The sequence below is a fragment of the Meiothermus ruber DSM 1279 genome (genome assembly GCF_000024425.1).
Lineage (GTDB): Bacteria > Deinococcota > Deinococci > Deinococcales > Thermaceae > Meiothermus > Meiothermus ruber.
In genome coordinates, this window is record NC_013946.1 from 660,783 (window position 1) to 687,232 (window position 26,450).

General features: G+C 64.4%; 27 protein-coding genes and 1 pseudogene. 15 read left to right on the forward strand and 13 right to left on the reverse strand.

Translation table 11 applies throughout. From position 1 onward, the window contains the following. The first annotated feature begins 52 nt into the window (after window positions 1-52). Window positions 53-1,066 carry an ABC transporter ATP-binding protein gene (locus tag MRUB_RS03455; RefSeq protein WP_013012968.1) on the forward strand — a complete coding sequence of 338 codons (1,014 nt, stop codon included), beginning with the start codon at window positions 53-55 and terminating at the stop codon, window positions 1,064-1,066. Between the two features lie 13 nt (window positions 1,067-1,079). Beyond that, window positions 1,080-1,718, forward strand: a complete 639-nt coding sequence (locus MRUB_RS03460; RefSeq protein ID WP_013012969.1) for a thiamine diphosphokinase — start codon at window positions 1,080-1,082, stop codon at window positions 1,716-1,718. Here the strand turns inward: MRUB_RS03460 and MRUB_RS03465 are convergent. Further along, window positions 1,694-2,191: a hypothetical protein gene (locus MRUB_RS03465; RefSeq protein WP_013012970.1), complete on the reverse strand. Its 498-nt coding sequence runs from the start codon at window positions 2,189-2,191 to the stop codon at window positions 1,694-1,696. The two genes, MRUB_RS03460 and MRUB_RS03465, sit on opposite strands and share 25 nt — an antisense overlap. Before the next feature lie 114 nt (window positions 2,192-2,305). On the opposite strand from MRUB_RS03465, the gene MRUB_RS03470 reads away from it, so the two are divergent. Further along, window positions 2,306-2,536: a hypothetical protein gene (locus tag MRUB_RS03470; protein WP_015586410.1), complete on the forward strand. Its 231-nt coding sequence runs from the start codon at window positions 2,306-2,308 to the stop codon at window positions 2,534-2,536. A 47-nt stretch (window positions 2,537-2,583) separates the two neighbouring features. Next, window positions 2,584-3,759 (forward strand): M28 family metallopeptidase, encoded by a 1,176-nt coding sequence (locus MRUB_RS03475; protein WP_013012972.1) that lies wholly within the window; start codon window positions 2,584-2,586, stop codon window positions 3,757-3,759. A gap of 6 nt (window positions 3,760-3,765) precedes the next feature. On the opposite strand, the gene MRUB_RS03480 is transcribed toward MRUB_RS03475, so the two are convergent. Then, window positions 3,766-4,680 carry a threonine/serine dehydratase family protein gene (locus MRUB_RS03480; protein WP_013012973.1) on the reverse strand — a complete coding sequence of 305 codons (915 nt, stop codon included), beginning with the start codon at window positions 4,678-4,680 and terminating at the stop codon, window positions 3,766-3,768. 94 nt (window positions 4,681-4,774) lie between these two features. Between MRUB_RS03480 and MRUB_RS03485 the strand changes: the two genes are divergently transcribed. Then, a complete protein-coding gene (locus MRUB_RS03485) occupies window positions 4,775-5,254 on the forward strand; it encodes a hypothetical protein (protein ID WP_013012974.1) in 480 nt (159 codons plus the stop codon). Between the two features lie 41 nt (window positions 5,255-5,295). Next, window positions 5,296-6,600 (forward strand): MiaB/RimO family radical SAM methylthiotransferase, encoded by a 1,305-nt coding sequence (locus tag MRUB_RS03490; protein WP_036198359.1) that lies wholly within the window; start codon window positions 5,296-5,298, stop codon window positions 6,598-6,600. A gap of 3 nt (window positions 6,601-6,603) precedes the next feature. On the opposite strand, the gene MRUB_RS03495 is transcribed toward MRUB_RS03490, so the two are convergent. Continuing rightward, a complete protein-coding gene (locus MRUB_RS03495; RefSeq protein WP_013012976.1) occupies window positions 6,604-6,969 on the reverse strand; it encodes a hypothetical protein in 366 nt (121 codons plus the stop codon). 60 nt (window positions 6,970-7,029) lie between these two features. Between MRUB_RS03495 and MRUB_RS03500 the strand changes: the two genes are divergently transcribed. Then, the gene (locus MRUB_RS03500; protein ID WP_013012977.1) at window positions 7,030-7,356 is read left to right on the forward strand and encodes an HIT domain-containing protein; all 327 of its coding nucleotides are present in this window, start codon (window positions 7,030-7,032) and stop codon (window positions 7,354-7,356) included. A gap of 14 nt (window positions 7,357-7,370) precedes the next feature. Here MRUB_RS03500 and MRUB_RS03505 read toward each other — a convergent pair whose 3' ends face one another. Next, on the reverse strand, window positions 7,371-8,138 hold the full coding sequence (locus MRUB_RS03505; RefSeq protein ID WP_013012978.1) for a metallophosphoesterase family protein: 768 nt from the start codon (window positions 8,136-8,138) through the stop codon (window positions 7,371-7,373). Beyond that, a complete protein-coding gene (locus tag MRUB_RS03510) occupies window positions 8,135-8,566 on the reverse strand; it encodes a bifunctional nuclease family protein (RefSeq protein WP_013012979.1) in 432 nt (143 codons plus the stop codon). Before MRUB_RS03510 ends, MRUB_RS03505 begins: the two co-directional genes overlap by 4 nt. Window positions 8,567-8,651: 85 nt before the next feature. Here MRUB_RS03510 and MRUB_RS03515 point away from each other — a divergent pair, with 85 nt between their 5' ends. Beyond that, window positions 8,652-9,194: a phosphoribosyltransferase family protein gene (locus MRUB_RS03515; protein ID WP_013012980.1), complete on the forward strand. Its 543-nt coding sequence runs from the start codon at window positions 8,652-8,654 to the stop codon at window positions 9,192-9,194. A 145-nt stretch (window positions 9,195-9,339) separates the two neighbouring features. Further along, the gene (locus MRUB_RS03520) at window positions 9,340-9,876 is read left to right on the forward strand and encodes a phosphoribosyltransferase family protein (RefSeq protein ID WP_013012981.1); all 537 of its coding nucleotides are present in this window, start codon (window positions 9,340-9,342) and stop codon (window positions 9,874-9,876) included. Window positions 9,877-9,943: 67 nt separating this feature from the next. Here the strand turns inward: MRUB_RS03520 and MRUB_RS03525 are convergent, their stop codons facing one another. From MRUB_RS03525 to MRUB_RS03535, 3 genes are read right to left on the reverse strand one after another with little or no spacing between them, the layout of a single operon-like run. Continuing rightward, a complete protein-coding gene (locus MRUB_RS03525; protein WP_013012982.1) occupies window positions 9,944-10,600 on the reverse strand; it encodes a carboxylesterase family protein in 657 nt (218 codons plus the stop codon). Window positions 10,601-10,623: 23 nt separating this feature from the next. Beyond that, a complete protein-coding gene (locus MRUB_RS03530; protein WP_013012983.1) occupies window positions 10,624-11,028 on the reverse strand; it encodes a PaaI family thioesterase in 405 nt (134 codons plus the stop codon). A gap of 5 nt (window positions 11,029-11,033) precedes the next feature. Then, window positions 11,034-12,689 carry an acyl-CoA mutase large subunit family protein gene (locus MRUB_RS03535; protein ID WP_013012984.1) on the reverse strand — a complete coding sequence of 552 codons (1,656 nt, stop codon included), beginning with the start codon at window positions 12,687-12,689 and terminating at the stop codon, window positions 11,034-11,036. Between the two features lie 212 nt (window positions 12,690-12,901). Here MRUB_RS03535 and MRUB_RS03540 point away from each other — a divergent pair, with 212 nt between their 5' ends. Next, a complete protein-coding gene (locus MRUB_RS03540; protein WP_013012985.1) occupies window positions 12,902-13,465 on the forward strand; it encodes a TQO small subunit DoxD in 564 nt (187 codons plus the stop codon). Window positions 13,466-13,508: 43 nt separating this feature from the next. On the opposite strand, the gene MRUB_RS03545 is transcribed toward MRUB_RS03540, so the two are convergent. Beyond that, on the reverse strand, window positions 13,509-15,020 hold the full coding sequence (locus MRUB_RS03545) for a SpoIID/LytB domain-containing protein (protein WP_013012986.1): 1,512 nt from the start codon (window positions 15,018-15,020) through the stop codon (window positions 13,509-13,511). After that, on the reverse strand, window positions 15,017-15,721 hold the full coding sequence (gene recO, locus MRUB_RS03550; protein ID WP_013012987.1) for a DNA repair protein RecO: 705 nt from the start codon (window positions 15,719-15,721) through the stop codon (window positions 15,017-15,019). Before recO ends, MRUB_RS03545 begins: the two co-directional genes overlap by 4 nt. 109 nt (window positions 15,722-15,830) lie before the next feature. On the opposite strand from recO, the gene MRUB_RS03555 reads away from it, so the two are divergent. After that, entirely contained in the window at window positions 15,831-16,067 is a 237-nt protein-coding gene (locus MRUB_RS03555) for a hypothetical protein (protein WP_013012988.1), read from the forward strand. Between the two features lie 201 nt (window positions 16,068-16,268). Here the strand turns inward: MRUB_RS03555 and xylB are convergent, their stop codons facing one another. The 3 genes from xylB to MRUB_RS03570 are packed head-to-tail and all read right to left on the reverse strand — an operon-like array spanning window position 16,269 to window position 20,013. Then, window positions 16,269-17,732 carry a xylulokinase gene (gene xylB / locus MRUB_RS03560; protein WP_013012989.1) on the reverse strand — a complete coding sequence of 488 codons (1,464 nt, stop codon included), beginning with the start codon at window positions 17,730-17,732 and terminating at the stop codon, window positions 16,269-16,271. Further along, window positions 17,729-18,889 carry a xylose isomerase gene (xylA, locus tag MRUB_RS03565; protein WP_013012990.1) on the reverse strand — a complete coding sequence of 387 codons (1,161 nt, stop codon included), beginning with the start codon at window positions 18,887-18,889 and terminating at the stop codon, window positions 17,729-17,731. Before xylA ends, xylB begins: the two co-directional genes overlap by 4 nt. After that, the gene (locus MRUB_RS03570; RefSeq protein ID WP_013012991.1) at window positions 18,889-20,013 is read right to left on the reverse strand and encodes an ROK family transcriptional regulator; all 1,125 of its coding nucleotides are present in this window, start codon (window positions 20,011-20,013) and stop codon (window positions 18,889-18,891) included. Before MRUB_RS03570 ends, xylA begins: the two co-directional genes overlap by 1 nt. Window positions 20,014-20,163: 150 nt before the next feature. Between MRUB_RS03570 and MRUB_RS03575 the strand changes: the two genes are divergently transcribed. From MRUB_RS03575 to MRUB_RS03595, 4 genes and pseudogenes are all read left to right on the forward strand, one after another. Further along, window positions 20,164-20,775 (forward strand): DUF305 domain-containing protein, encoded by a 612-nt coding sequence (locus MRUB_RS03575; protein WP_013012992.1) that lies wholly within the window; start codon window positions 20,164-20,166, stop codon window positions 20,773-20,775. 144 nt (window positions 20,776-20,919) lie between these two features. Further along, a pseudogene (locus tag MRUB_RS16070) lies at window positions 20,920-22,770 on the forward strand (heme o synthase). A gap of 109 nt (window positions 22,771-22,879) precedes the next feature. Beyond that, window positions 22,880-23,947: a cytochrome c oxidase subunit II gene (coxB, locus tag MRUB_RS03590; protein ID WP_013012995.1), complete on the forward strand. Its 1,068-nt coding sequence runs from the start codon at window positions 22,880-22,882 to the stop codon at window positions 23,945-23,947. 52 nt (window positions 23,948-23,999) lie between these two features. Further along, window positions 24,000-26,420: a cbb3-type cytochrome c oxidase subunit I gene (locus MRUB_RS03595; protein WP_013012996.1), complete on the forward strand. Its 2,421-nt coding sequence runs from the start codon at window positions 24,000-24,002 to the stop codon at window positions 26,418-26,420. Window positions 26,421-26,450: the final 30 nt, after the last annotated feature.

Sequence of the window (26,450 nt, forward strand, 5' to 3'; positions counted from 1 at the left end):
GCCCCAGGACATTCGTAAGTTTTTATGATTCGGTTGGCGGTAGGCTAGGGGTATGTTGCGGGTGATAGGGCTCGGCAAAAGCTATCCGGGGTTCCGGCTGCAGGTCTCCCTCGAGGTCGGCGTGGGGCAAACCCTGGCCTTGCTGGGGCCTTCGGGCAGCGGTAAGAGCACGCTTTTGCGGCTGATAGCGGGTTTGGAGGCACCGGAGGTCGGTCAGGTCTGGCTGGAGCAGACCGAACTCACCCCCCTGGCGCCGGAAGCGCGCCGGGTGGGGTTTGTGTTTCAGGATTATGCCCTGTTTCCACACCTATCGGTCTGGGAAAACATTGCCTTTGGCCTGCGGGAGGCCCGCTGGGATGGCGCAAGCATACGGCGGCGTGTGGCCGAACTGCTGGATTTGACCCATTTAGGGCCCCACGCGCAAAAACGTCCCAACCAGCTTTCGGGCGGTGAGCGCCAGCGGGTGGCCCTGGCTCGAGCCCTGGCCAACCGGCCCCGCCTGCTGCTGCTGGATGAGCCGCTGGGTGCTCTGGATCTGAAGCTGCGGCACGAACTGCTGTGGGAGCTGCGGGCCATTTTGCGGCAGGCGGGGGTGCCGACCATTGTGGTGACCCACGACCAGTCCGAGGCTTTTGTAATCGCCCAGCAGATTGCCCTGCTGAGGGGAGGTGCGGTTGTGCAGGTGGGTTCGCCTGAGCAGCTTTTTCGCCATCCAAAAAACGCCTGGGTGGCCGGCTTTCTGGGCCACCGCAACCTGCTGTCGGCCGATCAGAGCCAGCAGATGGGGTTGCCGGCTCGCCCGCACCTGCTGCCGCCGGAGGCCATCACCCTGGGCCAAGGGGAAGAAGCGCGGGTAGAAGAGCGGGTTTTTAAGGGTTTTGTGGTGGGCCTCGAGCTGCTCTGGCGAGGCTGTAAGCTGTACCTGGAGGGCCCGGAGCTGGGGCTGTACCCCGGCGATACCACCCAGCTTGGGATCGATTGGTCTAGGGTGGTTGCGCTGGAGGAGGAGCCCTCGAGTACCCCGGGGGCTGCGCAACCCTCGCTGGAAGCTCCTCGAGCCCGCTAGGCGGTGCTGATCCATGCAACGCTTCACCATTCTGCTAGGCGGTCTGGTTACCCCGACCGAGCGGCTCAAGGCCCAGGTGGCCGGGAGTCGGGTTATTGCTGCGGATGGCGGTATGCGCCACGCCCAAGCCCTGGGGCTTCAGGCCGAGCTGTGGGTAGGCGATTTCGACTCGGCCCCGGCGGAACTCCAGCAGGCCTATGCCCAGGTGCCGCGCGAAACCTATCCGGTGGCCAAGGACTTCACCGACGGTGAGCTGGCCATCGAGGCTGCCCTGGCCCGGGGGGCGGCACAGCTTGTTCTGGTGGGGGCCATGGGGGGTCAGACCGACCAGACCCTGGCCCACCTGCTGCTGGGTATCCGGCTGGCTCAGCAGGGGGTGCCGACCCTGCTAACCTCGGGCAGCGAGGAGGCCCACCCTTTATTGCCTGGAGCCCTGCGGCTGGACTTACCCCTCCACAGCAAGCTGAGCTTGCTACCGCTGGGTGGTTTTTCCGGCCTGAGTCTGCGTGGGGTGCGCTGGCCGCTACAAAAAGCCAGCATACCGTTGGGAAGTACCCAGACCCTTTCCAACCTGGCTGTAGGCCCGGTGGAGATCGAACTCGAGGCTGGCTACGGGGTGGTGGTGGCCTACCCTGAGCCGGCAACCTTGTGAAATTCGTCCAGGAACAGCCCCAGGGCTTCCGCCAGGTGTTCTTGCTCGAGCATGGCCTGCTCAAATGCCGAGGGTTCATCCAGCAGGGCGGGCAGGCGCAGCCACCCCAGGTAGTAGCGCCCGGCCAGACCCGGTTCCTTGAGCCGAAGCCGCTCGGTGTGCGAGAGAAGGGTTTCGAAGGCCTCAGGGCTGTGCAGCACGGGGTATTGTTGCGGGGGTAAACGCTTCAGGAAAGCTTTGAGCAGGCCGGGGTTGGACCAGAAGCCAAAATTAATCTCGTCGGAGATTTGTTCGATGCGCGATAAAAGCGCAGGATCACCCTGACGGCCTACCAGCTTGCGCACCAGCTCACTGCGGCGAAGGCGCAAGGTGGCATACTCGCACAGCGAGTAGAGCTTGCCGGGGAAGAAGTCCAGGGCCTCGCGCAGGCGGTGCGCAATGACGTAGTCCTGGTATTCCCTGAAGGGATCCACGCCTCTATTGTGCGACAAGGTGGGGGTTTAATGAAAGAAGCCACCGCAGAGAAAATACCGCTTCTTTGGTGGGGGCTTCACCCATTCTGGGTTACCGACGCGGTATATTCAGGTATGGATACCCGGGGTTGGGTGCTCAAAGCCATCGAGACGCTGCGCTTTGCCAGCGAAAAGGACATTATGCGTTGGCTGGACGAGGAGGGTGAGACCCTGTCCAAAGACGAGCTTCGACGCACCCTCGAGCTGCTGCTGCAGGAAGACCAGCTCGAGCTCAAAAACGATCTCTTCCGCCTCAAGCGCAAAAGCGGCAGTCAATCGGCTTTCGATAGCCTGTTCAAGGACTGATGGCCCTGCCCCATCCAACTCATGGGCCGGATGGCACAATTTGGGGCATGGGCCGACAATTGTTTTTGCGTGGGGCCCTGGGGCTGGTGGCCATCGGGCTGCTGGCCCTGGCCCAGGCTTTTTCTACCGAGCGCATGCAGGCCGATCTGCAGGCCCTGCTGTCACAGGGGCCGCGGGTCGCGGGCCTGCCCGCCACCACTGCCGCTGGAGAATACCTGGCCGCCGAGCTGCGCAAGGTGGGCTACACGGTGGAATTCCAGCCCTTCACCTACAGCCGCACCCGCGACCAGGGCTCGAGCCTTTTGGTGGGGACGACCAGCTTTCCGGTGAGCAGCGTGGCGGGCAGCCCGGGCCGACGGGTGGAGGGGCCGCTGGCAGTGGTGCCCGGGGCGGGGCTGGCCGCCGACTTCGCCGACCTGAACCTGCAGGGCGCCATTGCGGTGGTGCGCCGGGGAGGGATTCCCGGCCTCGAGAAGGCCCGGCTGGCTGCCGAGCGGGGGGCTGTGGGCCTTATCCTGCTGACCGAGGAGCCCAGCGGTACCCGCTTCACCTTTGGCGGCAATAGCCCCATTCCGGGGGTGACCCTCTCGCAGAGTGATGGCGCTGGGCTCTTCAGCCAGGCGGGAACCCGCGCCGTGCTGGACGTGCGCATCGTGACCGAGGAGGTACAGGGGCGCAACGTGATCGCCAGGCGCAGCAGCCAGAATCCGCTGGTGATTGTGGGGGCCCACTACGACTCGGTTCCGGGCAGCCCAGGGGCCAACGACAACGCCTCGGGCACCGTCACGGTGCTCGAGCTGGCCCGCCAACTGGCCGACAGCCCCCTCGCAGCGCAGATCTGGTTCCTGTTTTTCGACGGGGAAGAGGACGGGTTGTGGGGCTCGCGCCGGTTTGTTGAACAGAACCCCGAAATTGTGCGGGGCCTGAAGGGCATGCTCAACCTGGACATGGTGGGCGTCAACGTGAATGGCACCCTGGGCATCGGCGGAAGCGGTGAATTGCGGGCGCTGGCCGACTGCAACGCCCTGCAGGTGGCCTGTGGCAGCGCGCCGGGTGGGGGCAGCGACCACGTGCCCTTTGCCCAGGCCGGGGTGCCGGTGCTCTTCTTCTTCCGCGGCCTCGACCCCAACTACCACCGCCCCACCGACACCTTGGCCGACCCCGTGCTGATGGCCCAGACCGGCCAGGTGGTGCGGGGGATTCTGGAAAGGCTGCTGCGCTAGTTCCCTTCAGGGCATCCAGTTCCCACCGCATACAATTACTGCTACCCGCTCGGGTAGGTCGTAGCTCATCAAGGCCGGCCCCAAAGCCAGCCCGGCGGTGGGCTCCACCACCTGTTTGAGCCGTTGCATCATCAGGCGCTGGGCTTCCAAGGTAACCTCGTCCGGCACCGTCACAATGCGATCCACATGGCGCTGCATGACCGGAAAGGTCTTCTCGCCAACCGCCAGGGTGCGCACCCCATCGGCCACGGTTCTGGGGGCCTGCACCAGCTTCACGCGCGCCCCCATCTGGAGGCTCTGCTGGGCATCGTTGGCGGTTTCGGGCTCCACCCCAATCACCTCACACGCGGGCCGCAGGCTCTTGATAACTGTGGCGATGCCCGAGATGAGCCCGCCCCCGCCCACCGCGACCAGGACGGCGTCCAGATCGGGCACCTGCTGCAAGAGTTCCAGGGCCTGGGTGCCCTGGCCTGCCATCACCCGCAAGTCGTCGAAAGGGTGGATGAGCGCATAGCCCGTCTCCTCGGCCAGTGCGCGCACCACCTGCTCGCGGTTCTCTACCGTCACCCCCTGGTCGTAGACCTCGGCGCCGTAGGCCCGGGTGGCCGCTTTTTTGGTGGGGGAGGCATCCTCCGGCATCACCACCAGGGCCGGCGCCCCGATCACCTGAGCCGCATAGGCCACCCCCTGGGCGTGGTTGCCCGACGAGACCGCAATCAGGCCCCGGGGGTTTTGTAGCTGAAGAGCCGCGTTCAGGGCACCCCGGGCTTTGAAGCTGCCGGTTTTTTGCAGGTGCTCGGCCTTGAAAAAGAACCGGCGGCCCAGAAGCTTATCCAGTCCCTGGCTGCTCAGCACTGGGGTGTGGTGGATGTAGGGGGCAATGCGTTGGGCGGCATGTTGGATATCTTGCAGGGTTAGCACAGCCCCATGCTAACAGGAGTCTGCGTAACGCCCGGGGCCTGCGTAACGCTCAGGGGGCGCCTGGGCCAAAGGGTGTCTGTTCTACAGTGGTTGTATGCGGATACTTGCCGAGGCGATCTACGAACTCGAGCCTGGCTTTGTGCTGGTTGGCCAGACCCCCGCCTTGCGTGAATTGCTCAAAATCTGGATTCACCGGCACCATATGGGCTTCGACCTATACGTAACCAGCATTGTAGAAGCCGAAGAGGAAACCTTTCCAGAACGGATGCGCAACACCATCGGGCGGGGTCTGGCCTCCAGCGCGGAGGTGCTGGAGGCCTTGCACTGCCTCGAGGATATATACCCGGTGGCCTTCCATGTGCTAAAAAACCTGCCCGTTGGTGTGCGCAAGGCCACGCCGGAGCTTTTGGCGCTGCTCGAGGAGCAGGTGGTTCGCGTGGCCCGGAGCACCACCACCGGCGAGTTTGGCCCCGACGATCCCCCCGCCCAGGTGGTAAAGCTCAAGGCGGTCTGCGCCCTGGACGACTACGCCTCCGACGACGATGTCTCGGGTCTGGTGCTCACCGACCCTTGACCGGAGACGGGCCGTGGCCCACAATGCCCCTGATGGAAGGGGTGCGGCTGGCGGTCAAAACCCTGGGATGCAAGGTTAATCAGGTCGAATCGGACGCCCTGGTGGGGCTCTTAAAGCCCTTGCAGCCGGTGGTGGTGCCCCTCGAGGCAGGGGCCGATCTGGTGGTCATCAACACCTGCGCGGTGACCACCAGCGCCGAGGCCGACGCCCGCAAGGAGGTGCGCCGGGCCCGCCGGGCCAACCCTGCGGCCTTCATCGTGGTGACCGGCTGTTACGCCGAGCTGGCCCCCGACCAACTGGCCGAGCTGGGGGCCGACGTGGTGCTGCCCAACAGCCGCAAAGCCGAGTTGCCCGGGGTGATCTTGCAGCGCTTTGGCCTGCCCGCTGACCCCATCACCACCCCGCCCAACGAGTTCTGGGGGGCCGGGGAGCGGGGCCTGCTGAACAACTATGTGCGGGCCTTCCTCAAGGTGCAGGACGGCTGCAATGCGGGGTGTGCCTACTGCATCATCCCCCGCCTGCGCGGGCGCGAACGCCACCGCGGGTACCGCGATGCGCTTTCGGAAGCCGGGGCCCTGCTGGAAGCGGGTGTGCAGGAAATCGTGCTGACCGGGGTGCGGCTGGGTTCCTACAAGGGCCACCCCCGCGGGATTGCCGGCCTGGTAGAGGAACTTGCTCTAATGGGGGCCAAGGTGCGCCTGTCCTCCATCGAACCCGAGGACACTGGGGACGAGCTCTTGAGGGTAATGCAGCGCTTTGCCCCCCAGGTGCGCCCCCACCTGCACCTGAGCCTGCAAACGGGTTCGGGGCGGCTGCTCGCCCTGATGGGCCGCCGCTACGATAAAAACTACTACCGCGAACTGGCGCAGAAAGCCTACGACTGGATACCCGGTTTCGCCCTCACCACCGATGTGATTGCGGGCCTCCCCACCGAGACCGAAGACGAACACCAGGAAACCCTGGCCTTCCTGGAGGAGGTGCGGCCCAGCCGCGTGCACGTCTTCACCTACACTCCACGCCCCAAGACCCGTGCGGCCTCGCTACCACAGGTACCCATCGAAATCCGCAAGCGCCGCAACAAAGAACTCCAGGCCCTGGCGGCCCGGCTGGCCGAGGCGCGGGTGCGGCCCAAGCTGGGCGGTGCGGTGGAGGTGCTGGTCGAAAGTTTTCGCGGGGGCAAGGCCTACGGGCATACCCCCGACTACTACGAGGTCGAGTTCACCGGACAGGCCCGCATCGGCCAGACCGCCTGGGTGCGCGTGGAGGCCATCGAGGGCTACACCCTGCGGGGTGCGCTCGAGGCCATCAAGCAAGAACCGGCCCGCTACCTGCTGCCCGTGGTATAGGCTCTAAGCCTTGCGGCGCCGCTCCACCAGCCAGCGGATGCTGAAACCCAGGCAGATGAACACCGTGGCAAACTGGGCCATGGCGGCCACGGGGCGCTCCACCGTGCCACCCCCCAGGAGGGTGATGAAGTCCGGGATGCCGCGCAGCGACCCCAGCAGGCCCAGCAGCGAGAGCCCCAGCGCGATGTTCATGGCCAGGTTTTTTTGGCTGGGGGTTTTGTCGGCCCAGATGCCCATCAAGGCAATCAAAAGGCCCAGAATTCCTGGAATCAGCGCGGTAGGGGTGAGTTTGGAGCCCATGACCGCCAGGGTAGAGACCAGTATTAGAAAAACGCCCGTCCAGAGGGCCCTTGCTGGTAGCGATCCCATAGACTTACCTCCCTACTATTTTGCCAGGCCCGGCTTTCGAAGCGTTATAGTCTAGGCGGTATGGAGAACCCCACGGTGTTTGGCAAAATCATCCGCCGTGAGCTGCCGGCGGACATCGTGTACGAAGACGACGAGTTCATCGCCTTTAAGGACATTCGCCCGCGCTCGAAGGTGCACATCCTGGTCTGCCCCAAAGAGTACATCCCCACCCTGGCCGACTACCCCGACACCCCCGAGGGCGCGCTCAAGCTGGGCAAGCTGATGTTGACGGCCAACCGCATCGCCAAGCAGATGGGCCTCGAGGGCTACTTCATCCGCATTCATGTAGGGGAGAAAGGCGGGCAGGAGGTCTTTCACGTCCACGTACACCTGCGCTCGGATGCCTAGCACCCGCGGCCTTGCTATTTCTTCAGCTCCACGCGGTCAATTACCTCGTTCCTCTCGTTGTAGGCCGTGATTAGCAGCCGCTCGATGCTGGCTTCCAGGATCAGGTAGTTGGGGCTTTTCAGCCGAACCTTACTTTGTGGCTGTACGACTCGAAAGTCGCGCAGCCAGGCCCCGCCCCCGCCGGCAACGATGTGCACGACGCCCCGGGCCTCGAGCCGCTCGTAGCTGTGCTCGTGCCCGGCCAGCACCAGCGGCACGCGGTACTGGATGAGTAGGGGCTCGATGGACTGCCGCAGGCTGCGGGCCCCCCCATGAAACCCCGAGGAGTAGAGGGGGCGGTGCAGGGCCACGATCTTCCAGGGGGCCTGGGAGGCTTTGAGGGCGGCTTCCAGCCAGCGGCGCTGGGCCTGGCTGAAATGCTCCGAGTAGACCACGAAGACCTCGAGGTTTTCCAGCCGGAAAGCGTAGTAGGGCCCTTCGACCCTGAACAGCTCGAGCTGCTTGGTCAGGGCGGGTACATCGTGGTTGCCAAATGCGGGATAAATGCGTACTGGGGGCAGCTCTTCCAGATAGCGGCGCACGGGCTGGCCTCGAGGGTAAAAGTTATCCCCCAGGGTGAGGAGGGCCTCAAAGGGCTGGACTTGGTGCTGCTGTTGCAGGGCCTGGGCCACCAGCGGGCGGTGCGGGGTCTCGGCCCCCCAGTCGCCCAGCACCGCCAGCCGCTGGGCCAGCCCCGGCAGGCCCAGGGCCAGCCCAAGGAAAAGAGCCAGCAGGCGCCTCATGCCTTGGGCGGCTCTCCCCGACGGTTTAGCTGCGATTCTTTAATGCCGGCCTGCTCGAGCACCTGCTCGGCAATCAGGATGGGGGCCCCGGCGCGGATGGCCAGGGCCATGCCGTCGGAAGGGCGGCAGTCGATCTCATACTCCAGGCCGCGCTGTTCCAGTATGAGACGGCCGTAGAAAGTACCTTCTTTCAGTTCGGCGATCTCAAGGCGCAGCACCTTTACCCCTAGCAGCTCGAGGGTGTTGTAGAACAGGTCGGGGCCCAGCGGGCGGGGGGGTTTCTCGCCCGAGAGGTGCACCATGATGTTCTGGGTTTCCAAGGCCCCGATCACCACCGGCAGGAGCAGATCGTTCTCGGCCCTGAGCATCACGATCAGGTTGCCATTTCCTGGATCTACCCCCATTCCTTCGATGCGTGCGGGTACCATGCTTTGAGTATACGTAACTGGCTCGAGGCGATGTGTGCTGCAGGTTATGCACGGTGCTTGTCAATCTTCCAGAACCCTATAAACTATGACCGTGAAAACCTATGCGGTGGAAGTAGCCGGGGTTCGTCGTGAGCTACCGGTGGTGCAGGTGGGCCCCGATGTGGCGGTGGCCCTGTTCAACATGCTGGGCGATACCGAGGTGGTGGAGGAGGCAGCTGCGGCCCTGGCCAAGCGGATGCCGGCCGAGATCGAAACCCTGGTGACGCCGGAGGTTAAGGCCGTGCCCCTGGCCCATGCCCTCTCGCGCCTGACCGGGAAGCCTTATGTGGTGGCCCGCAAAACCGAGAAACCCTACATGATTAACCCCGTGTCGCGCACGGTGATCTCCATCACCACCGGCAAGCCCCAGCTTCTGGTGCTGGATGGAACCGATGTGCCCCTCATCAAGGGCAAAAAGGTGGCCATCGTGGACGATGTGGTCTCGACGGGGAGCACGCTCAAGGGCCTTTCCGATCTCATCACCGATGTGGGCGGGCAGGTAGCGGCCGTGCTGGCCGTGTTTACCGAGGGTTCCCCCCGCGAAGACGTGATTGCCCTGGGGCATCTGCCGCTCTTCAAACCGGATTGAACGAAGGCCCGAACCGCGGGGTAAAAGGATCGCTGTCCCAACCCCGTGATTCCTGGAGCCAGACGACCTTCGTATACGGCTATTCACCCGTATACTCATGGTGTTCGAATAGGCTAAGTCCTTGGTGCAACGAGGGAGTGTAACTATGGAAACCTATCCCATCACAATAGGCAAAATCACCCGTCATGTACCGGTGGTTGAAACCCTGCCGGGCGTTCACATCCCCCTGGTTGAGATTATGGGCGATGTGGAGCTGGTGCAGGCCGCCGCCGAAGGGCTGGTCAAGCACCTGCCCCCCGAGACCGATGCCCTGCTGACCCTCGAGACCTCCCCCATCGTGCTGGCCCATACCATGAGCGCCCTCTGCGGCAAGCCCTATGTGGTGGTGCGCCGTAAGCGCCGCCCCTACATGCAAGACCCCATTATCCAGGAGGTGGAGTCGCTGACCCTGGGCGTAACCGAGACCCTCTGGCTGGACAGCCGCATGGCCGAAAAGCTGATGGGCCAGAATGTGGCCCTGGTCTTCGACGTGGTCTCCTCGGGGGGCACCATGAACGCGCTCGAGAAAGTGGCCAAGAAGGCCGGGGCCAACGTGGTGGCCCGCCTGGCTGCTTTCCACCAGGGCAACAGCAAGCTGCCCATCACCTTCCTCTCGGAGATCCCCATCCTGCAAACCGCTTAGCGCAAACCACCTGCCCCAGGCCGGCGGTTGCGGGTCTGGGGCTTGCTGTTGGTGGAGTAGCCGTTCTTCAACTACCGCCGCGCTTCTGCTGGGCAAACAGCCACTGGATGAACTCGAGCTCCCGGTACACCCGGTTCCAGACATCGTGCTTTTCGCTGGGGTACTCGGTGAAACGGGCCCGGGTGTTGCCGGCCTTGGCTAAAGCATCGGCCAGCGCCCTGGAGAAGCTCACCGGCACCACCTCGTCGGCGGCGCCGTGAAAGTTCCAGATGGGCACCTTGCCCAGCCGTTGCCAGACCATGAAGGGGTCGGCGGCCCCGCAGATGGGGGCGATGGCGGCAAAGCGCCGGGGGTACAGGCCGCCCAGGTTCCAGCTGCCATAACCCCCCATCGAGAGGCCGGTCAGGTAGACCCGCCGGGGGTTGGTTTGGTGCTCTTGCTCCACTTGGTGCAGCAATTCGTAGGCCTGCGCCAGGGGCTCCCCGGCCCACTGCTGTCCCTTGGGGCACTGGGGCATCAGCACCACGGCGGGCCAGCGCTGGGGGTTCTCTTGAATGGCCGGGCCAAGGCCCACCGTGCTCTGCTTCCGGCCGTCGCTACCCCGCTCCCCGGAGCCATGCAGGAACAGAATCAGGGGCCAGCCGCCTTTGGGGGGCTTTCCTGCGGGTAGGTAGAGGGCGTAGGGGAGCTGTGAACGGGGCTTGTGGTAGCTAAATGGATTCATGATCTGAGTCTAATAGGCGGGTTTTACCTATCCAGTACCGCCAAGGTTACTGTCGCTTTAGAAAAGAGCTTCTCGGCAAACACCACAGACTCCACCACGCACAAGGAGCGGCCCGGCTTCAGCACCTCGGCCCGGCAGCGTAGGAGCTCGCCCTGGGCAGGTCGTAGCAGGTTGATCTTGAACTCCACGGTGAGCACATACTGACCAGGCTTAATCAGCGTTGCGGCGGCGGTTCCGGCGCTGTGGTCGGCCATGGTGGCCTGTACGCCGGCGTGGATGAAGCCATCTTGCTGTTGGTGGTGTGCCTGGATGTCCACCGCCGTCTCGCACCAGCCCTCACCCACGTCAAGCAGCCTCAGGCCGATGTGCTGAACAAAGTGGGCCTGGGTGTAGAGGCGCTGGATCTCCTCGAGGTTGCTCGGATGCATGGGCGCTATACCAGCACCGGCTCTTCATAAACCCCGTACACCGCCCGGAGTTCGTCCATCATCTCACCCAGGGTGCAGTAGGCCAGGGCGCAGTCCACGAAGTAGGGCATGGTGTTGCGCCCCTCTTTGGCGGCCTGCCGCAGCGCTGCCAAAGCCTGCTGCACGGCCTGGGGGTCGCGCTGGCGCCGCACCTGGGCCAGCCGCTCGGCCTGCACGCGCTCCACCTCGGGGTCAATGAGCTGGATGGGCACCTGGAGGCCTTCGTCCTGGAAGGCATTCACCCCCACGATAATCCGCTCGCCCCGCTCCACTTCCTGCTGGAAGCGGTAGCTGGCGTCGGCGATCTCACGCAGGAAGTAGCCTTCCTCGATGGCCCGCACCACCCCGCCCATGCGCCGGATCTCCTCAATGATCTGCATGGCCTGGGCCTCCATCTGGTCGGTGAGCCACTCCACGTAGTAGCTGCCTCCCAGCGGGTCGGCGGTATGGGTCACGCCCGACTCGTAGGCGATAATCTGCTGGGTGCGCAGGGCGATCTTGGCCGATTCCTCGGTGGGGAGGGCCAGGGCCTCGTCGTAGGCGTCGGTGTGCAGGCTGTTGGTGCCGCCCAGCACGGCGGCCAGGGCCTGAATGGCTACCCGCGCGATGTTGATGAGGGGTTGCTGGGCGGTAAGCGAGACCCCGGCGGTCTGGGCGTGGGTGCGCAGCATCCAGCTCTGGGGGTTTTTGGCCCCATAGCGGTGTCGCATTTCTTTAGCCCAGATGCGCCGGGCAGCCCGAAACTTGCAAATTTCCTCGAAGAAGTCGTTGTGGGCGTTGAAGAAAAACGAGATGCGGGGAGCGAACTCGTCTATCTCCAGCCCGCGTTTGAGAGCCCACTCCACGTACTCGAAGCCGTCGGCCAGGGTGTAGGCCAGCTCCTGCACGGCGGTGGAGCCGGCCTCGCGGATGTGGTAGCCCGAGACCGAGATAAAGTTCCACTTGGGCACGTTGCGGGGCCCCCACTCGAAGGTATCAATGACCAGCTTGGTGGAGGGTTCGGGCGGGAAGATGAACTCTTTCTGGGCGATAAATTCCTTCAGGATGTCGTTCTGGATGGTGCCGCCCAGTTTGTTCCAGTCGTAGCCTTTTTTCTTGGCGGCGGCCAGGTACATGGCCCAGATGGCGTTGGCCGGCGAGTTGATGGTCATGGAGGTGGTAACCTCTTCCAGGTTGATCCCCTCGAAGAGAATCTCCATGTCGGCCAGGCTGCTCACCGCCACCCCGCACTTGCCCACCTCGCCCTTGGAAAGCGGATGGTCGGAGTCGTAGCCCATCAGGGTGGGCAGGTCGAAGGCGGTGGAAAGCCCGTTCTGCCCGGCGGCCAGCAGCTTCTTGAAACGCTCGTTGGTCTGCTCGGCGGTGCCAAACCCAGCAAACATCCGCATGGTCCAGAGACGGCTCCTGTACATCGAGCCGTAAACCCCCCGGGTGTAGGGGTACTCGCCGGGGTAGCCCAGCTTCTCGGCGTAGTCGAAGTCCTGCAGGTCTTCGGGGGTATAGAGCGGCTCGGGGGCGATGTCCGAGAGGGTTTTGTGGGCCACCTTGCGCTCGGGCATCTTAGCCAGGGATTTCTGGTAGGTCTCCCGCATCCAGGCGTGCTTGGGTCTGGGCTGTGCCATGCCCCGATTATATAACGGATTTGAGACGGCAGGAGGATAATCCGTCAGACAATTGGATTAAATGCGCTAAATGAGGGGAAGGTGGGCTCCAAGCCAAAAAGCCATCATAACCCCCTCGAGCGCAGCCGGATAGGGACATTTGCTTGGGTACAGATTCACCTACTGCTGCTTTGCTTTTGGTCGTACTTTGAATTTCGAAATAGGAGGTGGGTATGGCAGCGGTAAGAATCAACACCAACCTGCAGGTTCCCGAGCCCAGGATCACCAGGTTCCTCTTTGCGGACGTGCGGCTCTCGCCCATCTGGCTGGTGCTCAGGGTGTACCTGGGCTGGCAGTGGCTCGAGGCGGGCTGGGGCAAGCTCAACAACCCGGCCTGGGTGGGCGACAAGGCCGGCGTGGCGGTGGGCGGCTTCCTCGAGCGGGCCCTGACCAAGACCACCGGCGACCACCCCGACGTGACCGGCTGGTACGCCTGGTTCATCCAGAACGTGGCCCTGCCCAACAAGGTGCTCTTCAGCTACCTGGTAACCTTCGGCGAGATTCTGGTGGGACTGGCGCTCATCCTGGGCCTCTTTACCGGCCTGGCGGCCTTCTTCGCCGGCTTTATGAACGCGGCCTTCCTGCTGGCGGGTACGGTGAGCTCGAACCCCTGGATGTTCATCGTGGCTACCTGGCTGGTGCTGGCCTGGCGCACCGCTGGCTACATTGGCCTCGACTACTATGTGCTGCCCCGCCTGGGGGTGATCTTCCGGAGGAACACAGAGCCAGCCTCGTAGAACTTGGGCTGATGTAGAACCCCGCGCCGGTCGCGCGGGATTTTTAGCGTTTATTCTGGGTATTGAGCGTGGTGAGGGTGGTACCGGGGTAGAAGTGCTCGAGGATCGCCCGGTAGCCATACCCCCGCCGGGCCAGCCCCAGCGCGCCGTACTGGCTCATCCCCACCCCATGTCCGAAGCCCCCACCCCAGAAGGTAAGGCCCAGAAGATTTCCACGCTCGTCGCGTTCCTCTTGCAGGGCAAAGGCCGTGCTGGGCAGGTTGGGGAAGTTGAGGCGCGGCCCGCCCTGCCACAGCTCCAGCAGCACGTCGGCCCCCCCGGTAAAAGCCTTGTCGGGCCGCAGCAGGCTGCGGATGTTGGACTCCCGTCGCACCACGTAGCGTCCGGTGGAGGTCTGGATTTCCAGCGCGGTCACATAGCCGCCGGTGGTTCGCTTCAGCACGGCAATTTTTTGCAGGGTTCCCAGCTTGAAGCCCGGGGCCTCCGGCGAAAGCGGGCCTTCGGGGGTCTGGACGAACTGGGGGGCCAGCCGGGCCCTTTCCGGGAGGGTGCGGCTCAGGAGGGCCTCGAGCTCCTCCCGGCTCAGGTGCAGCTTCCAGCGCCAGAAAGGCGAGATGGCATCGTAAAAGCCCTCGGGGTTCCAGTTCTGAAAAAAGGCCAGCGCTTCGGCCTCGCTCTCGATCGAAACCTGGATGGGGTTGGTCTGGGGCCGGCCCTTCAGATAAGGCGCGGGGGGGCGATCCATCCAGACCTCCTCGATGCTGGCGGTGGCACCGGGGCTGGTGGAAAAGAAGAAGCTCTGGATGGGCTGGCCCTCAAAGGTCAGGATTTGATTCCGGGTGGCCTCCACCGCGGCGTCGGTGGCGGGGTGGCGGCGGGTTTGGTTGTAGACCTGCTCGCTCGAGGAGTCGTCCACGTCGGCCCCGAACTGTTTCCAGTAGGTATCGGCCTGCTGCCGGACGAGGGCATAGGTGCGGGCCGCCACCGCCTGGGCCTTGAGGGCCTCAGGGTGAAAGTGTGGGGGCATCTCGCTGGGCAGTACCCCTTTGAGGTAGTCCTGATAGTCCACTTGATTGACCACCAGCAAACCGCTGCTGCGCAGCTCGAGCCAGAGTTCACCGGGGTACTCGGGCGCCGGGCCGGGCCGGGCGGTGGAGGGCAGGCGGTATTGCACAGGGGCGCTGGGGTCGGCGGGCCTGAGCTGAACCACGCGGTCTAAAGCAAAGTTAAGCCCTTCAAAGGTGGCTGCCAAACGGTTGTTCTGCGGGGTGAAGGTCAGGGGCTTGTCGGCGAAAACCGTCACCACGGGCCGCAGGCTTTCGCGGTCGGGGCCGCTCGAGACCTGCACGCTGCCCCCCAGCGGAAGTAGGCGCAGGGTGGGGAAGAGGTATTTCTCCTCGAAGGACGTTGCGCCCGGCTCATATGAGAGCAGCACACGGATGCTCTGGCCGCTGGGTGCGGGGCGTGGAAGGTTTTGCTTTGGATTGAGGGTGCCGAACAACAGCGCCGCGCCCAGGGCAGGTACCATCAAAAAGGCCAGCTTCATCCGCGTCATTCTCTCCCTCTTACATGAGAAGCCGGGAGAAGCTGGGCCGAGCCAAGCTCCCCCACGGCATAGCGCACGTGGGCCAGCAGGGCTTGCTGCAGGCGATCCAGCGGCGCGCCTTCTGCCAGCAGCGCAATGGCCTCGCTGCCAGGTAGCCGCAGCACCGCTGCCAGGGCCTGCATCCCCTCTGGCCCCAGATAAACCCCGCCCTGCTCCACCCTTTCGCCATCCAGCAGATACAGGCCCGGGCCTCCCAGGTTGGGGGCCAGCCCCGCGGCCTTAAGGACTCGCCAGCCCGCCCACAGGTGGGCCATGCGGGGGTGGGGGTGTTTGGCGATACCTTTTAGCCCCGAGATGAGCAACGGCCAGATCTTGCCCGCCACCTCGGGCGATGCGATGCGAAAAGCCAGTTCGGCCAGGTAGCTGGCATAGGGGAAGCGCCCGGGGGCCTCGAGGCCCTCGAGCCGCCCCACCAGCTCCACCTGGGTCAGGGTGGGCAGGTCGTTGCCGGGCTTCTGATAGACCTGGTACCGGAGGTGGTGAAACAGCGAGAGCCGCCCGCTGCGCCCGGTGGGCCGCAGGGCTTTGCGGGCGATGGCCTGGGCCGCGCCTTCCGGCCCCACGAACGAGAGAATCACATCGCCGGCCGGGAGCGGTTTGCGGCCTACCACCAGTCCTTCGCTGAGCCGGTAACGTTCCACCGCCCCCATGGTACGCCAGCAGGGTGCTGATTGGGATAAGGCTGGGCTGTGTGCTTCGGCTCACCGATTCATCCAAAAGGGGGATGAAGCCAGCGGGCATTGTGCTATCCTGAGCCTTATGAACGAGCGGTCGTTGCAGGACATCCTCGAGTGGGTGGTGCTGGGCCTCCTGATTGCTGTAGCGGCACTGGTAGTACTGTGGGTGGGGGGGTGGCTTTTCACTTTCCTGGGCACCCTTCTCAAGGGGCTGGCTGGCGTTGTCTGGGCGCTGTTGCGGGTGCTGGTGCCGGTGCTGATTGTGGTCGCGGTGGTCTATTTTGTGATGCGCTTTATTCAAAAACCCAAAACGGCCTAGAGGACTTTCCAGAACAGCCCATCGGTAGCGTCGCCCTGACCCTACCGATTGCTATTGCGCCCGGAGCAGCATCTCCCACAGGAAGCTTCGACCGCGGAGGGCCTTCCGGCCGTATGTTTCATGGCTTGAACCCCTCACCTTGGCTTACACCCAAAGGTGAAGGGTTCGAGCGGAACCGGTAAAAAAGTAGCGGCAGGGCAATTAGTTTTTGTACAGCTCGAGCACCTTCTCCACCGCCTGGGCATACCCCTTGCGGAGGGGCTCGAGGCCCTCTAACGGGGGGGTGGCCGGTTGTTCGGCCGGGGCTGTGGCCTCCAGGGCCTCGCGGAGGCTGGGATACACCCCGGCCCCTACCAGGGCCAGAATTCCGGCACCCCGCGCCGCGCCCTCGTCCCCCACCACCCGGTGGATGGGAACCCCCAGGGCCCCTCCCGCCAGCGCCAGCCACAGATCGGAGGCCGAGCCGCCCCCGGTGGCCAGCAGCCGCTGGGCCCCGGCCAGGGGGCGCATCACCCGATAAACCTCGCCCAGGCTGAGCGCCACCCCTTCCAGCACGGCGCGCACCAGGTGGCCCCGGCGGTGGGCCAGGGAGAGGCCCAGGAAGGCCCCGCGCAGGTGGGGGGCCAGGTAGGGGCTGCGCTCCCCGGCCAGAAAGGGCAAGAAGTACAGGCCCTCGCAGCCCAGGGGGGCCTGCAGGGCCTCCTCGAGCAGGGTTTCCAGGCCTACCTCGGGGAAGAGGCCCCGCAGCCACTCCAGGCTGCCCGCCGCGCTGAGCGTCACCCCCAGCAGGTGGTAGCCCCCGTCGGCGTGGGCAAACAGGTGCACCCGGCCCTCGGGCTCGGGGGTGGGCTGTTCGGTGGGGATGAAAATCACCCCGCTGGTGCCCAGGGAGAGGCTGCCCACCCCTGCGCGGTGGCGCGAAACCCCCAGACCCAGGGCCGCCGCGGCGTTGTCACCGGCCCCGGCCACCACCGGGATGCCCGCCTGGAGGCCGGTGGCCTGGGCCCAGGCCGGGCTCAGATGACCCACCACCCGCTGGCTTTCGCCCACCTCGGGAAAGAGGTCGGGGGAGAGCGAGAGGGCCTGCAGAATATCGGTATCCCAGCGCTTTTCAGCCAGATTCAAGGCGCCTATCCCGGAGGCGTCGGAATACTCGGTGGAGAGTGCGCCGGTCAGCAGGAAGGCCAGGTAGTCCTTGGGTAGCAGCACCTTGTGGAGCCGCTGGAATAGCGCGGGGTGCTGGTTTCGGAGCCAGAGCAGCTTGGGGAGCTGGAAGCCGGTCACCGCCCCGTTGCCGGTGCGCCGGATGAGCTCGCTGCGCGGGATGGCCTGTTCGATCTGCTCGACCTCGAGGGCGGTGCGCTGGTCGTTCCAGAGCGGGGCTGGGCATAGGGGGTTCCCGGCTTTGTCTAGGAAGACCGCCCCGTGCATCTGGCCCGAGAGCCCGATGCCCACCACCTCGGCCCCGCCCAGTTGCTCACAGAGGGCGCGCAGGGCTTCCTGGGCGGCGCGGGCCCAGTCCAGGGGGTCTTGCTCGGTCCAGCCGGGGCGGGGGGTGTGGAGCGGGTAGCCCGCCCGGGCCTCGGCCACCTTCTGGCCCCTGGCGGAAAGCGCCACCGCCTTGAGGCCGCTGGTGCCCAGGTCGAGGCCCAGCACCAGGCTCATCCCCGTACCCCCAGCAGGTGCTCTACGGCGAGCTGGTCGAGCTGCTCCAGGGCATAACCGCGGCTGCGGCAGGCCTCGGGCAGCTCGAGCTGCTTGAGCCGCTGAGCTTTTTCCCGGCTGTAGGCCCCCAGCAGGGCCAAAGGCTCGGGGTCGGCCTGGTAGTAGGCCTCGAGCAAAGCCTTCACCTCGGGGTCGGCCCGGAAGGCCTGGGCTTTCTCCTTCAGAATCAGGTAGGTGCGCATACAGCCCCGGGCAAAAGCCCAGACCCCGGCCTCGTCCTCGGTGCGCAGGGCGTGGGCGTCGAAGTGGCGGGGGCCGTCGTAACCGCTGGCCTCGAGCAGATCCACTAGGAAGAACGCGGCCTTGAGGTTCTCCGAGCCAAAGCGCAGATCCTGGTCGAAGCGGCTCATGCGCTGGTCGTTCAGGTCGATGTGGAAGAGCTTGCCCATCTCCAGGGCCTGGGCCACCGCGTGCACGAAGTTGAGCCCGGCCATGGTCTCGTGGGCGAACTCGGGGTTGAGGCCAAAGCGGTGCGGGTGCTTCAGGGTGCCGATCAGGGCCAGCATGCTGCCCACGGTGGGCAGGTAGATGTCGCCTCGAGGCTCGTTGGGTTTGGGCTCCAGGGCAAAGCGGTAGTTGTAGCCCTGCTCCTCCGCATACTCGGCCATGAAGTCCAGGGCCTCGCGGAACCAGGCCCATACCCGCGGGGCCTTGCCGGTGGCGTCTACCTCGGCCCCCTCCCGCCCCGGCCAGACCACGTAAATCTGGGCCCCCAGCTCGGCGCCCAGGTCGAGGGTCTCGAGGCTCTTCTTCAGGGCGTAGGCCCGCACCCAGGGGTCGGGGCTGGTCAGGGCCCCGTCCTTAAAGGCCGGGTCGGAGAAGAGGTTGGCGGTGACCATGGGCACCTTGAGGCCGGTGTCCTGCAGGGCCTTCTTGAAGCGGCGCAGGATGGCCTCGCGCTCGGCCGGGGGCGTGCCACGGGGGATCAGGTCTTCGTCGTGCAGGTTGACCCCGTAGGCCCCCAGCTCGGCCAGCCTGTACACCACGTAGTCGGGCTCGAGCCGTTCCCGCACGGCCTCGCCAAAGGGGTCGCGCCCGATGTTGCCTACCGTCCAAAGGCCAAAGGTGAACTTATGCTCGGGTCTGGGCTGGTACATTATCCTACCTCCTCGTAGCTCATCTGCTCCATAAACACGTCGGCGGCCAGCGCCCCCACCCCCAGCAGGGCGGCCTCGCGGCCCAGGGGCGAGATGGTGATCTGGGCGGGGTCGTGCACCGCCAGGGCGTAGCGGGGGAGCCGGGTCTGCACCGCTTGCAGCAGGGCCTGACCGGTGGCCTCGACCAGGGGCCCGCCCAGCACGATGCGCTCGGGGTCGAGGGTGGCCAGCACCATGGCCGAGAGCTGGGCCAGCCGCTCGGCCATCTCGTTCAGGCGGGCTGGGCTGGGGTCTTCCTGCCAGCGGCGGTAGCTCAGGAAAACCTCGGCGCAGCCCCGCTTGCCGCAGCGGCAGGGGGGGCCTTCCGGGTCGAGGGGGATGTGCCCCACCTCACCGGCGTGAAAGCGCGCCCCGTGGTAGACCTTGCGTTCCACCACCACCCCACCCCCCACGCCCACCCCCAGGCTCAGGTAGACGCAGTGCTCGAGGGCCAGCCCCCCCAGGGCATAGAGCCCATAGGCGGCGGCGTTGGCCTCGTTCTCCACAACGGCGGGAATCCCCACCAGGCCCAGCGACTGAAGGGCCTCCTGGAAGCGCTCGAGCAGGGGCAGGTCGGCCCAGCCCAGGTTGGGGGCCAGGGTCAGGTGGCCCTGGACGGGCTCGAGCAGCCCCGGCAGCGCAAGGCCCGCCGAAAGCACCCGCACCCCCGGCAGCAGCGGGGCGGTGTGTTGCTGCAAAAGGGCCAGGGCCTCGTCCAGGCGCGGGGGGGCTGGGGGTAGCACCACCCGGGCCCGCACCTGGCCCTTGAGGTTCAGCAGGGCCACGGCCATCCGATCCACGTCGATTTCCCAGGCCAGCGCCAGGTGGCGCTTCGCTTCGACCTCGAGGGCCACCGAGGGGCGGCCCTGGCCGGTGGGGGGTAGGGGGCGCTCGGTCAGGAGGCCCTCGTTCAACAGCTCGGCCACCACCTCGGTCACCGCCGAGGGTGAGAGGCCCAGTTTGCGCGCCAGCCTGAGCCGGGAGATGCCGGCCTCGGCCCGGATGGCCTGCAGGATGCGCGCGCGGTGCCAGCGCCGTAACTGCCGTGTGCTGCCCAGGGGGGTGTGCTCGAGATACTTAGGCATCCTGCGTGCTCCGTAAGGCTTTTCGCTATTTATTTCCCGACTCAAAATAACAACTTTTCCACGGGGTGTCAATCAAGGCCGTGCTGGCTCGAGGCAATCGGTGTATTGCTTACCTTTGCCGTACAGGCTCGGCGAATAGAATCAAAATCCATGCAGGCGCACCGCTACACCCTGCCACAACCCAGATGGTTCAGATGGGGCCTGGTGGGGCTGGTGCTGGGGGGGCTGGGCTTGTTGCTGGCCCAGCCCCTCACGCCCGAGGGGCGCTTCGCCCTGTCCATGATTCCCCACCATGCCCAGGCGGTTGAACTGGCTAGGATTCTGGCGCCTCGAGCTGCCGACCAGAACCTGCGCTACTTCGCCCAGGATGTGGCCCGCACGCAGGCCGCCCAGATCGCCCAGATGCGGCGCTGGCTGCCGTGGTGGCGGCAGCTGACCATTGGTTTTGAGCGCCCCAGCCCCCAGGCCGCTGCGGCCATGGGCATGGCCTCGGAGCAGGAAATAGCCGAGCTGCTGGCCCTGCAGGGCCGCGAGGCTGAGATCCGGTTTTTGCAGCTCATGATCCGCCACCACCAGGGGGCGCTGCCCATGATTGAGCAGGGCCTGGCCGAGGTGCAGTCCCCGGGCCTCCCGCGTCGGCTTATCGAGGCCATGGGCCGGAGCCAGGCGGGTGAAATCCAGACGATGAAGCGCTGGCTTTTGGAGCGGGGAGGGGCGGTGCTTCCCTTTGATCCCACCGCCATGCCCACGCACAACCACTAAGCGCTGCGGCCAAACCCCCGCTGGCCGTTCTGTAGGATACGGCGGGTGGGCCTGGGCCCTTTATCCGGGACAATTGTCCTAATGGTGCATCCTGGGGCCTTCTGGCAGAATAAAGACACTACCCCCAGGGGGGGTCTTTTCCTTATGTCCAACCGACGGTTTACCTACTACGCTTGGGGGGTGGTGGTTTTTACCCTGGTGGTCATCTTGTGGGGCGATGTGGTGCAGGCCACCGGCTCCGGGGATGGCTGCGGTGCCCACTGGCCCACCTGCAACGGGGAAGTGCTGCCCATCTTCAGGGGCCTCGAGACCTTCATCGAGTTTTTCCACCGGGTTACCAGTGGTCTTTCGCTGCTCCTGACCATTGGGCTTCTGCTCTGGTCGCGCCGGGCTTTTCCTAAGGGTCACCTGGCCCGGCTGGGGGCCGGTCTTGCCATGTTCTTCATGATTACCGAGAGCCTGGTGGGGGCCGGGCTGGTGCTTTTCCGGCTGGTAGGGGAGGACGCCAGCGTGGCCCGGGCCATTGTGGCCCCCATTCACCTCATCAACACCCTTTTCCTGATTGGTTCGTTGACCCTCACCGCCTGGTGGTCGCGCCACCCCGAGCACCGCCCGGTCTTGAAAGGCCAGGGGCTGGTGGGCTGGGCCCTGGGCCTGGGCCTGGGAGGCATCCTGCTGGTTGCAGCGGCCGGGGCCCTGACCTCGCTGGGCGATGCTTTGTTTCCGGTGCGCAACACCGCCGAAGCGGTGGGGCGGGCCCTCACCCCCGGTGAGCATTTCTTGGTGCAGCTTCGCATCTATCACCCCTTTATCGCGGTGGTGGTGAGCGTGTATGTGGTTCTGGTAGCCAACCTGGTCGCGCTGCTGCGCCCCAGCCCCCACACCAAACTATTCGCCCGCATGGCCGGCCTTCTGTTTATCTTGCAGCTTGGGGTGGGATATCTTAACGTGCTGCAGGCAGCACCGCTGTACACCCAGCTTCCTCACCTGTTGCTTTCCGATCTGGTCTGGGTGACCTGGCTCTTGCTCACGGTCTCGGCCCTCAGCCTGGCCTACCCTGTGAGGCCATCCAGGGCCGAAGCGGCTAAAGCGAGGTAGACTGCTGTGGTGGTTTCTATTGCTAACACCGAGCGCGCCACATGGCGAGACTATTTTTGGCTAACCAAACCTCGAGTCATCAGCCTGCTGCTGTTCACCACCCTGGCGGCCATGTTCATTGCAGCGGGTGGGTGGCCGGGCCTGGGCTTGTTCCTGGTGGTTTTTGTGGGCGGCTATATGGCGGCTGGTTCGGCCAATGTTTTCAATATGGTCATTGACCGCGATATTGACGGTCGCATGAAACGTACGGCCCAGCGCCCTACGGTTACCCACAAGATTAGCAGCCGCGACGCCACCCTTTTCGCTACCGTCCTGATGCTGCTCTCCTTTGTATTACTCTGGTGGGGGGCCAACCTGACCACTGCGCTTTTGGCGATGGCCGGGCTGGGCTGGTACGTGCTGGTCTACACCCTCTACATGAAGCGCCGCTTCTGGAGCAACATCGTAATCGGTGGGGCTGCCGGGGCGTTCCCGCCCTTGGTTGGTTGGGCTGCTGTGACGGGGGAACTGAGCCTTTTTGCCTGGTATTTGTTCTTGATTATCTTTTTTTGGACGCCCGTGCATTTCTGGGCGCTTTCGCTCATGATCAAAGACGATTACGCCGCGGTGGGGGTTCCTATGCTCCCAGTGGTGCGCGGCGAGCGCGAGACGGCCTATCAGATAGGCCTCTATGCCATTCTGACCACTGTCATTACCCTTGTCCCGGTGCTGATGGGCGAGCTGCGCTGGGTGTATTTGCTGGCGGCGCTGCTGCTCAACGGCTGGCTTTTACTGTATAGCTGGCGCTTATACCAGACCCTGGAGCGAAACTGGACGCTTACGCTGTATAAGTACTCAATGTTATACCTGGCATTACTGTTTGTCGCGATGGCCATAGACCGGGCCCTGTGGATGTAGCTAAAATATCCTATCGGGATAGGATATCGGATGCTTGGAGCCGGGTATCCTAAAATGGTTCCAAATAAAATGCTATAGAATACCCCAAGACCAAGGGAGGATGCGAGGAATGCTGCAACGAAGTTTAGGTTTGATCGTCCTGCTGATGCTGGGTTTGGTGCTGGCTGCGGAGCCGGGCCAGGCCGGGGGGCATACCCTGAACATCCTGGATCGGGATGCCTCGGCTTTTAACCGAGAAGTCCGGGGGCTGCTGGTCTGGGTGATGGGCTTTGCGGCCCTGGTGTTTGTGGTGGTGACTGGAGCGCTGGTCTATGTAACCGTCAAGTTCCGGCGCACTGGCAAAGAGACCGGCGAACCCGAGCAGATGCACGGTAACGATCGCCTCGAGGTGGCCTGGACGGTAATCCCCACGGTAATTGTGCTCATCATCTTTGGCCTTACCGCCCAGAGCATGTTCAAGCTGGACCGCCCGACGCCGGGGGCCATGGTGGTGGAGGTGCGGGGCTGGCAGTTCTGGTGGGACTTCCACTACAAGGATTACGGGGTTCGCAACTCCAACGAGCTGATTCTGCCGGTTGGCAAGCCGGTGCGCTTCGAGATTACCGGGGGGGATGGCACCAACTACGACGTGATTCATTCCTTCCGCATCACCAGCATGGTGGGAGCCCGGGATGCCATTCCGGGTGTGGTCACGCACATCGAGGTAACCCCGGAGAAAATTGGCACCTACTACGGCCAGTGCGTGGAGCTGTGCGGGGCCTCCCACGCCAACATGCGCTTTAGGGTCAAGGTGGTGCCACAAGAGGAGTTTGACCGCTGGATAGAAGGGGCCAGAGCTTTCCAGGCTGCTACGCCCACCGATCCGACCTTGGTACGGGGACAAGAGCTCTACAAGCAGCAGTGTGCGGCCTGCCATGCCATTAAGGGGGTTTCCCAGGGGGCTCCCAACAACCCCGACCTGACCTTCTTTGGCAACCGCACCACGGTGGGGGCCGGGATGTGGCCCAACGTGCCGGAGTACCTCGAGCCCTGGATCAAAAACTCCCCCGGCATGAAGCCTGGTGTCAAGATGCCGGCCTTCCCCAACCTGTCCGACGAAGATGTCAAGGCCATTGCGGCTTACCTGATGAGCCACAAGGTGGAGGGCCTCGACTTTAGCAAGCTGGAAAAGTTCTAACGGGAGGATTGAACCAACTATGGCTGTTGCAACTCCACAAAGCACTTCCCGTATGGGATTCTGGGCCACGGTCTGGGATCTGCTGACCACCAGCGATCACAAGAAGGTCGGCATGATCTACCTGGTCACCTCCTTTGTGGCCTTCGGGCTTTCCGGCCTGATGGCGGTGGCCATCCGCTGGCAGCTGGCAGGCCCCGAGCGGCAGTTCCTGGTAGGGGACGCCTACAACCAGGTGCTCACCCTGCACGGTGCCACCATGCTCTTCTTCTTCATTATCCCGGCAGGGCTGTCGGGCTTTGGGAACTTCATCCTGCCCCTGATGCTAGGGGAGCGGGACGTGGCACTGCCGCGCATCAACGCCTTTGCGGCCTGGCTTTTTGTGTTCTCGGCGGTGCTCATCTACACCTCGCTGTTCTTTGGCGGTGCGCCGGATGTGGGCTGGACCTTCTACTACCCCTTCTCGCGCACCACCGGCCTGGGCACCGACTTCTTCATGATGGGCGTGTTGCTGGTAGGGTTGTCGAGCCTCTTGGGCGCGGCCAACTTTGCCGCCACGGTCTACAACCTGCGGGCCAAGGGGATGGGCCTGTGGAAGATGCCCATCTTCGTGTGGGCGATCTTCGCCACCTCCATGCTTTCTCTTTTCGCTCTGGCCGGCATCACCGCTGCCAGCCTGACCGTGCTGCTCTCGCGTAAGCTGGGCCTTACCCTTTTTGATCCAGCCATCGGGGGCGACCCGGTGCTCTTCCAGCAGTTCTTCTGGTTCTACTCCCACCCGGCGGTTTACATTATGCTGCTGCCCTACCTGGGCATTGCCGCGGAGGTGGCCTCGACCTTCTCGCGCAAGCCGGTCTTTGGTTACCGCTTTATGGTGTTTGCCCTGGTGGGCATTGCGGTGGTGGGCTTTTTGGTCTGGGCGCACCACATGTTCACGGTGGGCGAGAGCCTCCTGTTCCAGCTGGTCTTCGTGTTCTTCACCGTGCTGGTGGCGGTACCCACCGGTGTGAAGATCTTCAACCTGCTGGGTACCTTGTGGGGCGGCCAGCTCGATTTCAAGACCCCATTGCTCTTCGTGATGGGCTTCATGTTCAACTTCCTGCTGGGGGGGATTACCGGGGTCATGCTGGCGGTGGTGCCCTTCGACTACCAGGTGCAGGACAGCTACTTCGTGGTGGCCCACTTCCACAACGTCTTGATGGCTGGCTCGGGCTTCCTGGCCTTTGCCGGGCTTTACTACTGGTGGCCCAAGATCACCGGGCGCATGTACCCCGAGTTCTGGGGTAGGGTGCACTTCTGGCTCTTCTTGGTGGGCTATCTGATCACCTTTATGCCCCAGTACGTGCTGGGCTTCCTGGGGATGCCCCGCCGCTACTACACCTACCCCGATGGGCTGTACCTGTGGAACGAGCTCAACTTTGCCTCCACTGTTGGGGCGATAATCCTGGCCCTGGGCGGTATTGCCTGGCTGATTGCCATGGTTCAGAGCTTCCGCCAGAACGTAAAGGCCCCCGACAACCCCTGGGGGGGGTACACCCTCGAGTGGGCCACCTCCTCGCCGCCGCCTTCGTATAACTTTGCCGTGCAATTCCCCACCGTCTTCAAGTCCGAGCGGCCCCTCTACGACTGGGAAAAAGAGGGCCTCAAGCCGACCCCGGTAGACCCGGCCACCATCCACCTACCGGCCCCTACCGTCTGGCCCTTCATGACCGCTGTGGGTCTTTTGATTACCGGCATCGGAATCTCGCTGGCCCCCGACATGGGCAACGCCTCGGTGGGTGGGGTGCCGGGCTGGGGTGGCTGGCTGGCGGTGGGGCTGGTGCTCTTTATTTACAGCCTGTTCCAGTGGGCGCTGCGCAAAGAGTACGACCACCCGGTGGTGCACCACACCGTGACCGGTAAGTCCAACGCCTGGGTGGGGATGGCCTGGTTCATCGTCTCGGAAATTGCCCTCTTCGGCATTCTGATTGCCGGCTACCTGTACCTGCGCCTTACCGGTGCGGCAGTGCCGCCCGAGGATCACCGCCCGGCCTTGTGGCTGGCCTTGCTCAACACCTTCTTCCTGGTCGCCAGCTCGTTCACCGTTCACTACGCCCACCACGACCTGCGCACCAACAAGTTCTCGCCCTTCAAGCTGGGGATGTTGATCAGCATCCTGCTGGGGGTGGTCTTCTTCCTCTTCCAGATCTGGGAGTTTGCCATCGCCTCGGGGCACTACGTGGAGGCCCTGAACGCTGCCGGCCAGTCGGAGGCGGCCCGGAAGGCGGCCCTGTGGTTCACCGCTTTCTTCCTGATTGTGGGTTTGCACGGGGCGCACGTGCTGATTGGCGGTACGGGCCTCGCCCTGGCGTATGCCCAGGGTCTGGCAGGTAAGATTGACAACCACGAGCAGGGCACCCTCGAGGGTTCCTCGATGTACTGGCACCTGGTGGATGCGGTCTGGCTCTTTATCGTGACCATCTTCTACATCTGGTAATTTTGCTCGAACTCGAGGGCCGGCGCACCA

What these genes read in the sequence shown, in the direction of transcription:
- MRUB_RS03500 (WP_013012977.1), top strand. Translation starts at nt 7,030, where the DNA reads ATGGAGAACCCCACGGTGTTTGGCAAAATCATCCGCCGTGAGCTGCCG.
- MRUB_RS03570 (WP_013012991.1), bottom strand. Translation starts at nt 20,013, where the DNA reads ATGCCTAAGTATCTCGAGCACACCCCCCTGGGCAGCACACGGCAGTTA.
- MRUB_RS03530 (WP_013012983.1), bottom strand. Translation starts at nt 11,028, where the DNA reads ATGCATCCGAGCAACCTCGAGGAGATCCAGCGCCTCTACACCCAGGCC.
- MRUB_RS03575 (WP_013012992.1), top strand. Translation starts at nt 20,164, where the DNA reads ATGCAGGCGCACCGCTACACCCTGCCACAACCCAGATGGTTCAGATGG.
- MRUB_RS03505 (WP_013012978.1), bottom strand. Translation starts at nt 8,138, where the DNA reads ATGAGGCGCCTGCTGGCTCTTTTCCTTGGGCTGGCCCTGGGCCTGCCG.
- MRUB_RS03520 (WP_013012981.1), top strand. Translation starts at nt 9,340, where the DNA reads ATGGAAACCTATCCCATCACAATAGGCAAAATCACCCGTCATGTACCG.
- coxB (WP_013012995.1), top strand. Translation starts at nt 22,880, where the DNA reads ATGCTGCAACGAAGTTTAGGTTTGATCGTCCTGCTGATGCTGGGTTTG.
- MRUB_RS03460 (WP_013012969.1), top strand. Translation starts at nt 1,080, where the DNA reads ATGCAACGCTTCACCATTCTGCTAGGCGGTCTGGTTACCCCGACCGAG.
- MRUB_RS03485 (WP_013012974.1), top strand. Translation starts at nt 4,775, where the DNA reads ATGCGGATACTTGCCGAGGCGATCTACGAACTCGAGCCTGGCTTTGTG.
- MRUB_RS03595 (WP_013012996.1), top strand. Translation starts at nt 24,000, where the DNA reads ATGGGATTCTGGGCCACGGTCTGGGATCTGCTGACCACCAGCGATCAC.
- MRUB_RS03525 (WP_013012982.1), bottom strand. Translation starts at nt 10,600, where the DNA reads ATGAATCCATTTAGCTACCACAAGCCCCGTTCACAGCTCCCCTACGCC.
- MRUB_RS03495 (WP_013012976.1), bottom strand. Translation starts at nt 6,969, where the DNA reads ATGGGATCGCTACCAGCAAGGGCCCTCTGGACGGGCGTTTTTCTAATA.
- MRUB_RS03470 (WP_015586410.1), top strand. Translation starts at nt 2,306, where the DNA reads ATGGATACCCGGGGTTGGGTGCTCAAAGCCATCGAGACGCTGCGCTTT.
- MRUB_RS03455 (WP_013012968.1), top strand. Translation starts at nt 53, where the DNA reads ATGTTGCGGGTGATAGGGCTCGGCAAAAGCTATCCGGGGTTCCGGCTG.
- xylB (WP_013012989.1), bottom strand. Translation starts at nt 17,732, where the DNA reads ATGAGCCTGGTGCTGGGCCTCGACCTGGGCACCAGCGGCCTCAAGGCG.
- MRUB_RS03540 (WP_013012985.1), top strand. Translation starts at nt 12,902, where the DNA reads ATGGCAGCGGTAAGAATCAACACCAACCTGCAGGTTCCCGAGCCCAGG.
- MRUB_RS03515 (WP_013012980.1), top strand. Translation starts at nt 8,652, where the DNA reads ATGACCGTGAAAACCTATGCGGTGGAAGTAGCCGGGGTTCGTCGTGAG.
- MRUB_RS03555 (WP_013012988.1), top strand. Translation starts at nt 15,831, where the DNA reads ATGAACGAGCGGTCGTTGCAGGACATCCTCGAGTGGGTGGTGCTGGGC.
- MRUB_RS03510 (WP_013012979.1), bottom strand. Translation starts at nt 8,566, where the DNA reads ATGGTACCCGCACGCATCGAAGGAATGGGGGTAGATCCAGGAAATGGC.
- MRUB_RS03475 (WP_013012972.1), top strand. Translation starts at nt 2,584, where the DNA reads ATGGGCCGACAATTGTTTTTGCGTGGGGCCCTGGGGCTGGTGGCCATC.
- xylA (WP_013012990.1), bottom strand. Translation starts at nt 18,889, where the DNA reads ATGTACCAGCCCAGACCCGAGCATAAGTTCACCTTTGGCCTTTGGACG.
- MRUB_RS03535 (WP_013012984.1), bottom strand. Translation starts at nt 12,689, where the DNA reads ATGGCACAGCCCAGACCCAAGCACGCCTGGATGCGGGAGACCTACCAG.
- MRUB_RS03545 (WP_013012986.1), bottom strand. Translation starts at nt 15,020, where the DNA reads ATGACGCGGATGAAGCTGGCCTTTTTGATGGTACCTGCCCTGGGCGCG.
- recO (WP_013012987.1), bottom strand. Translation starts at nt 15,721, where the DNA reads ATGGGGGCGGTGGAACGTTACCGGCTCAGCGAAGGACTGGTGGTAGGC.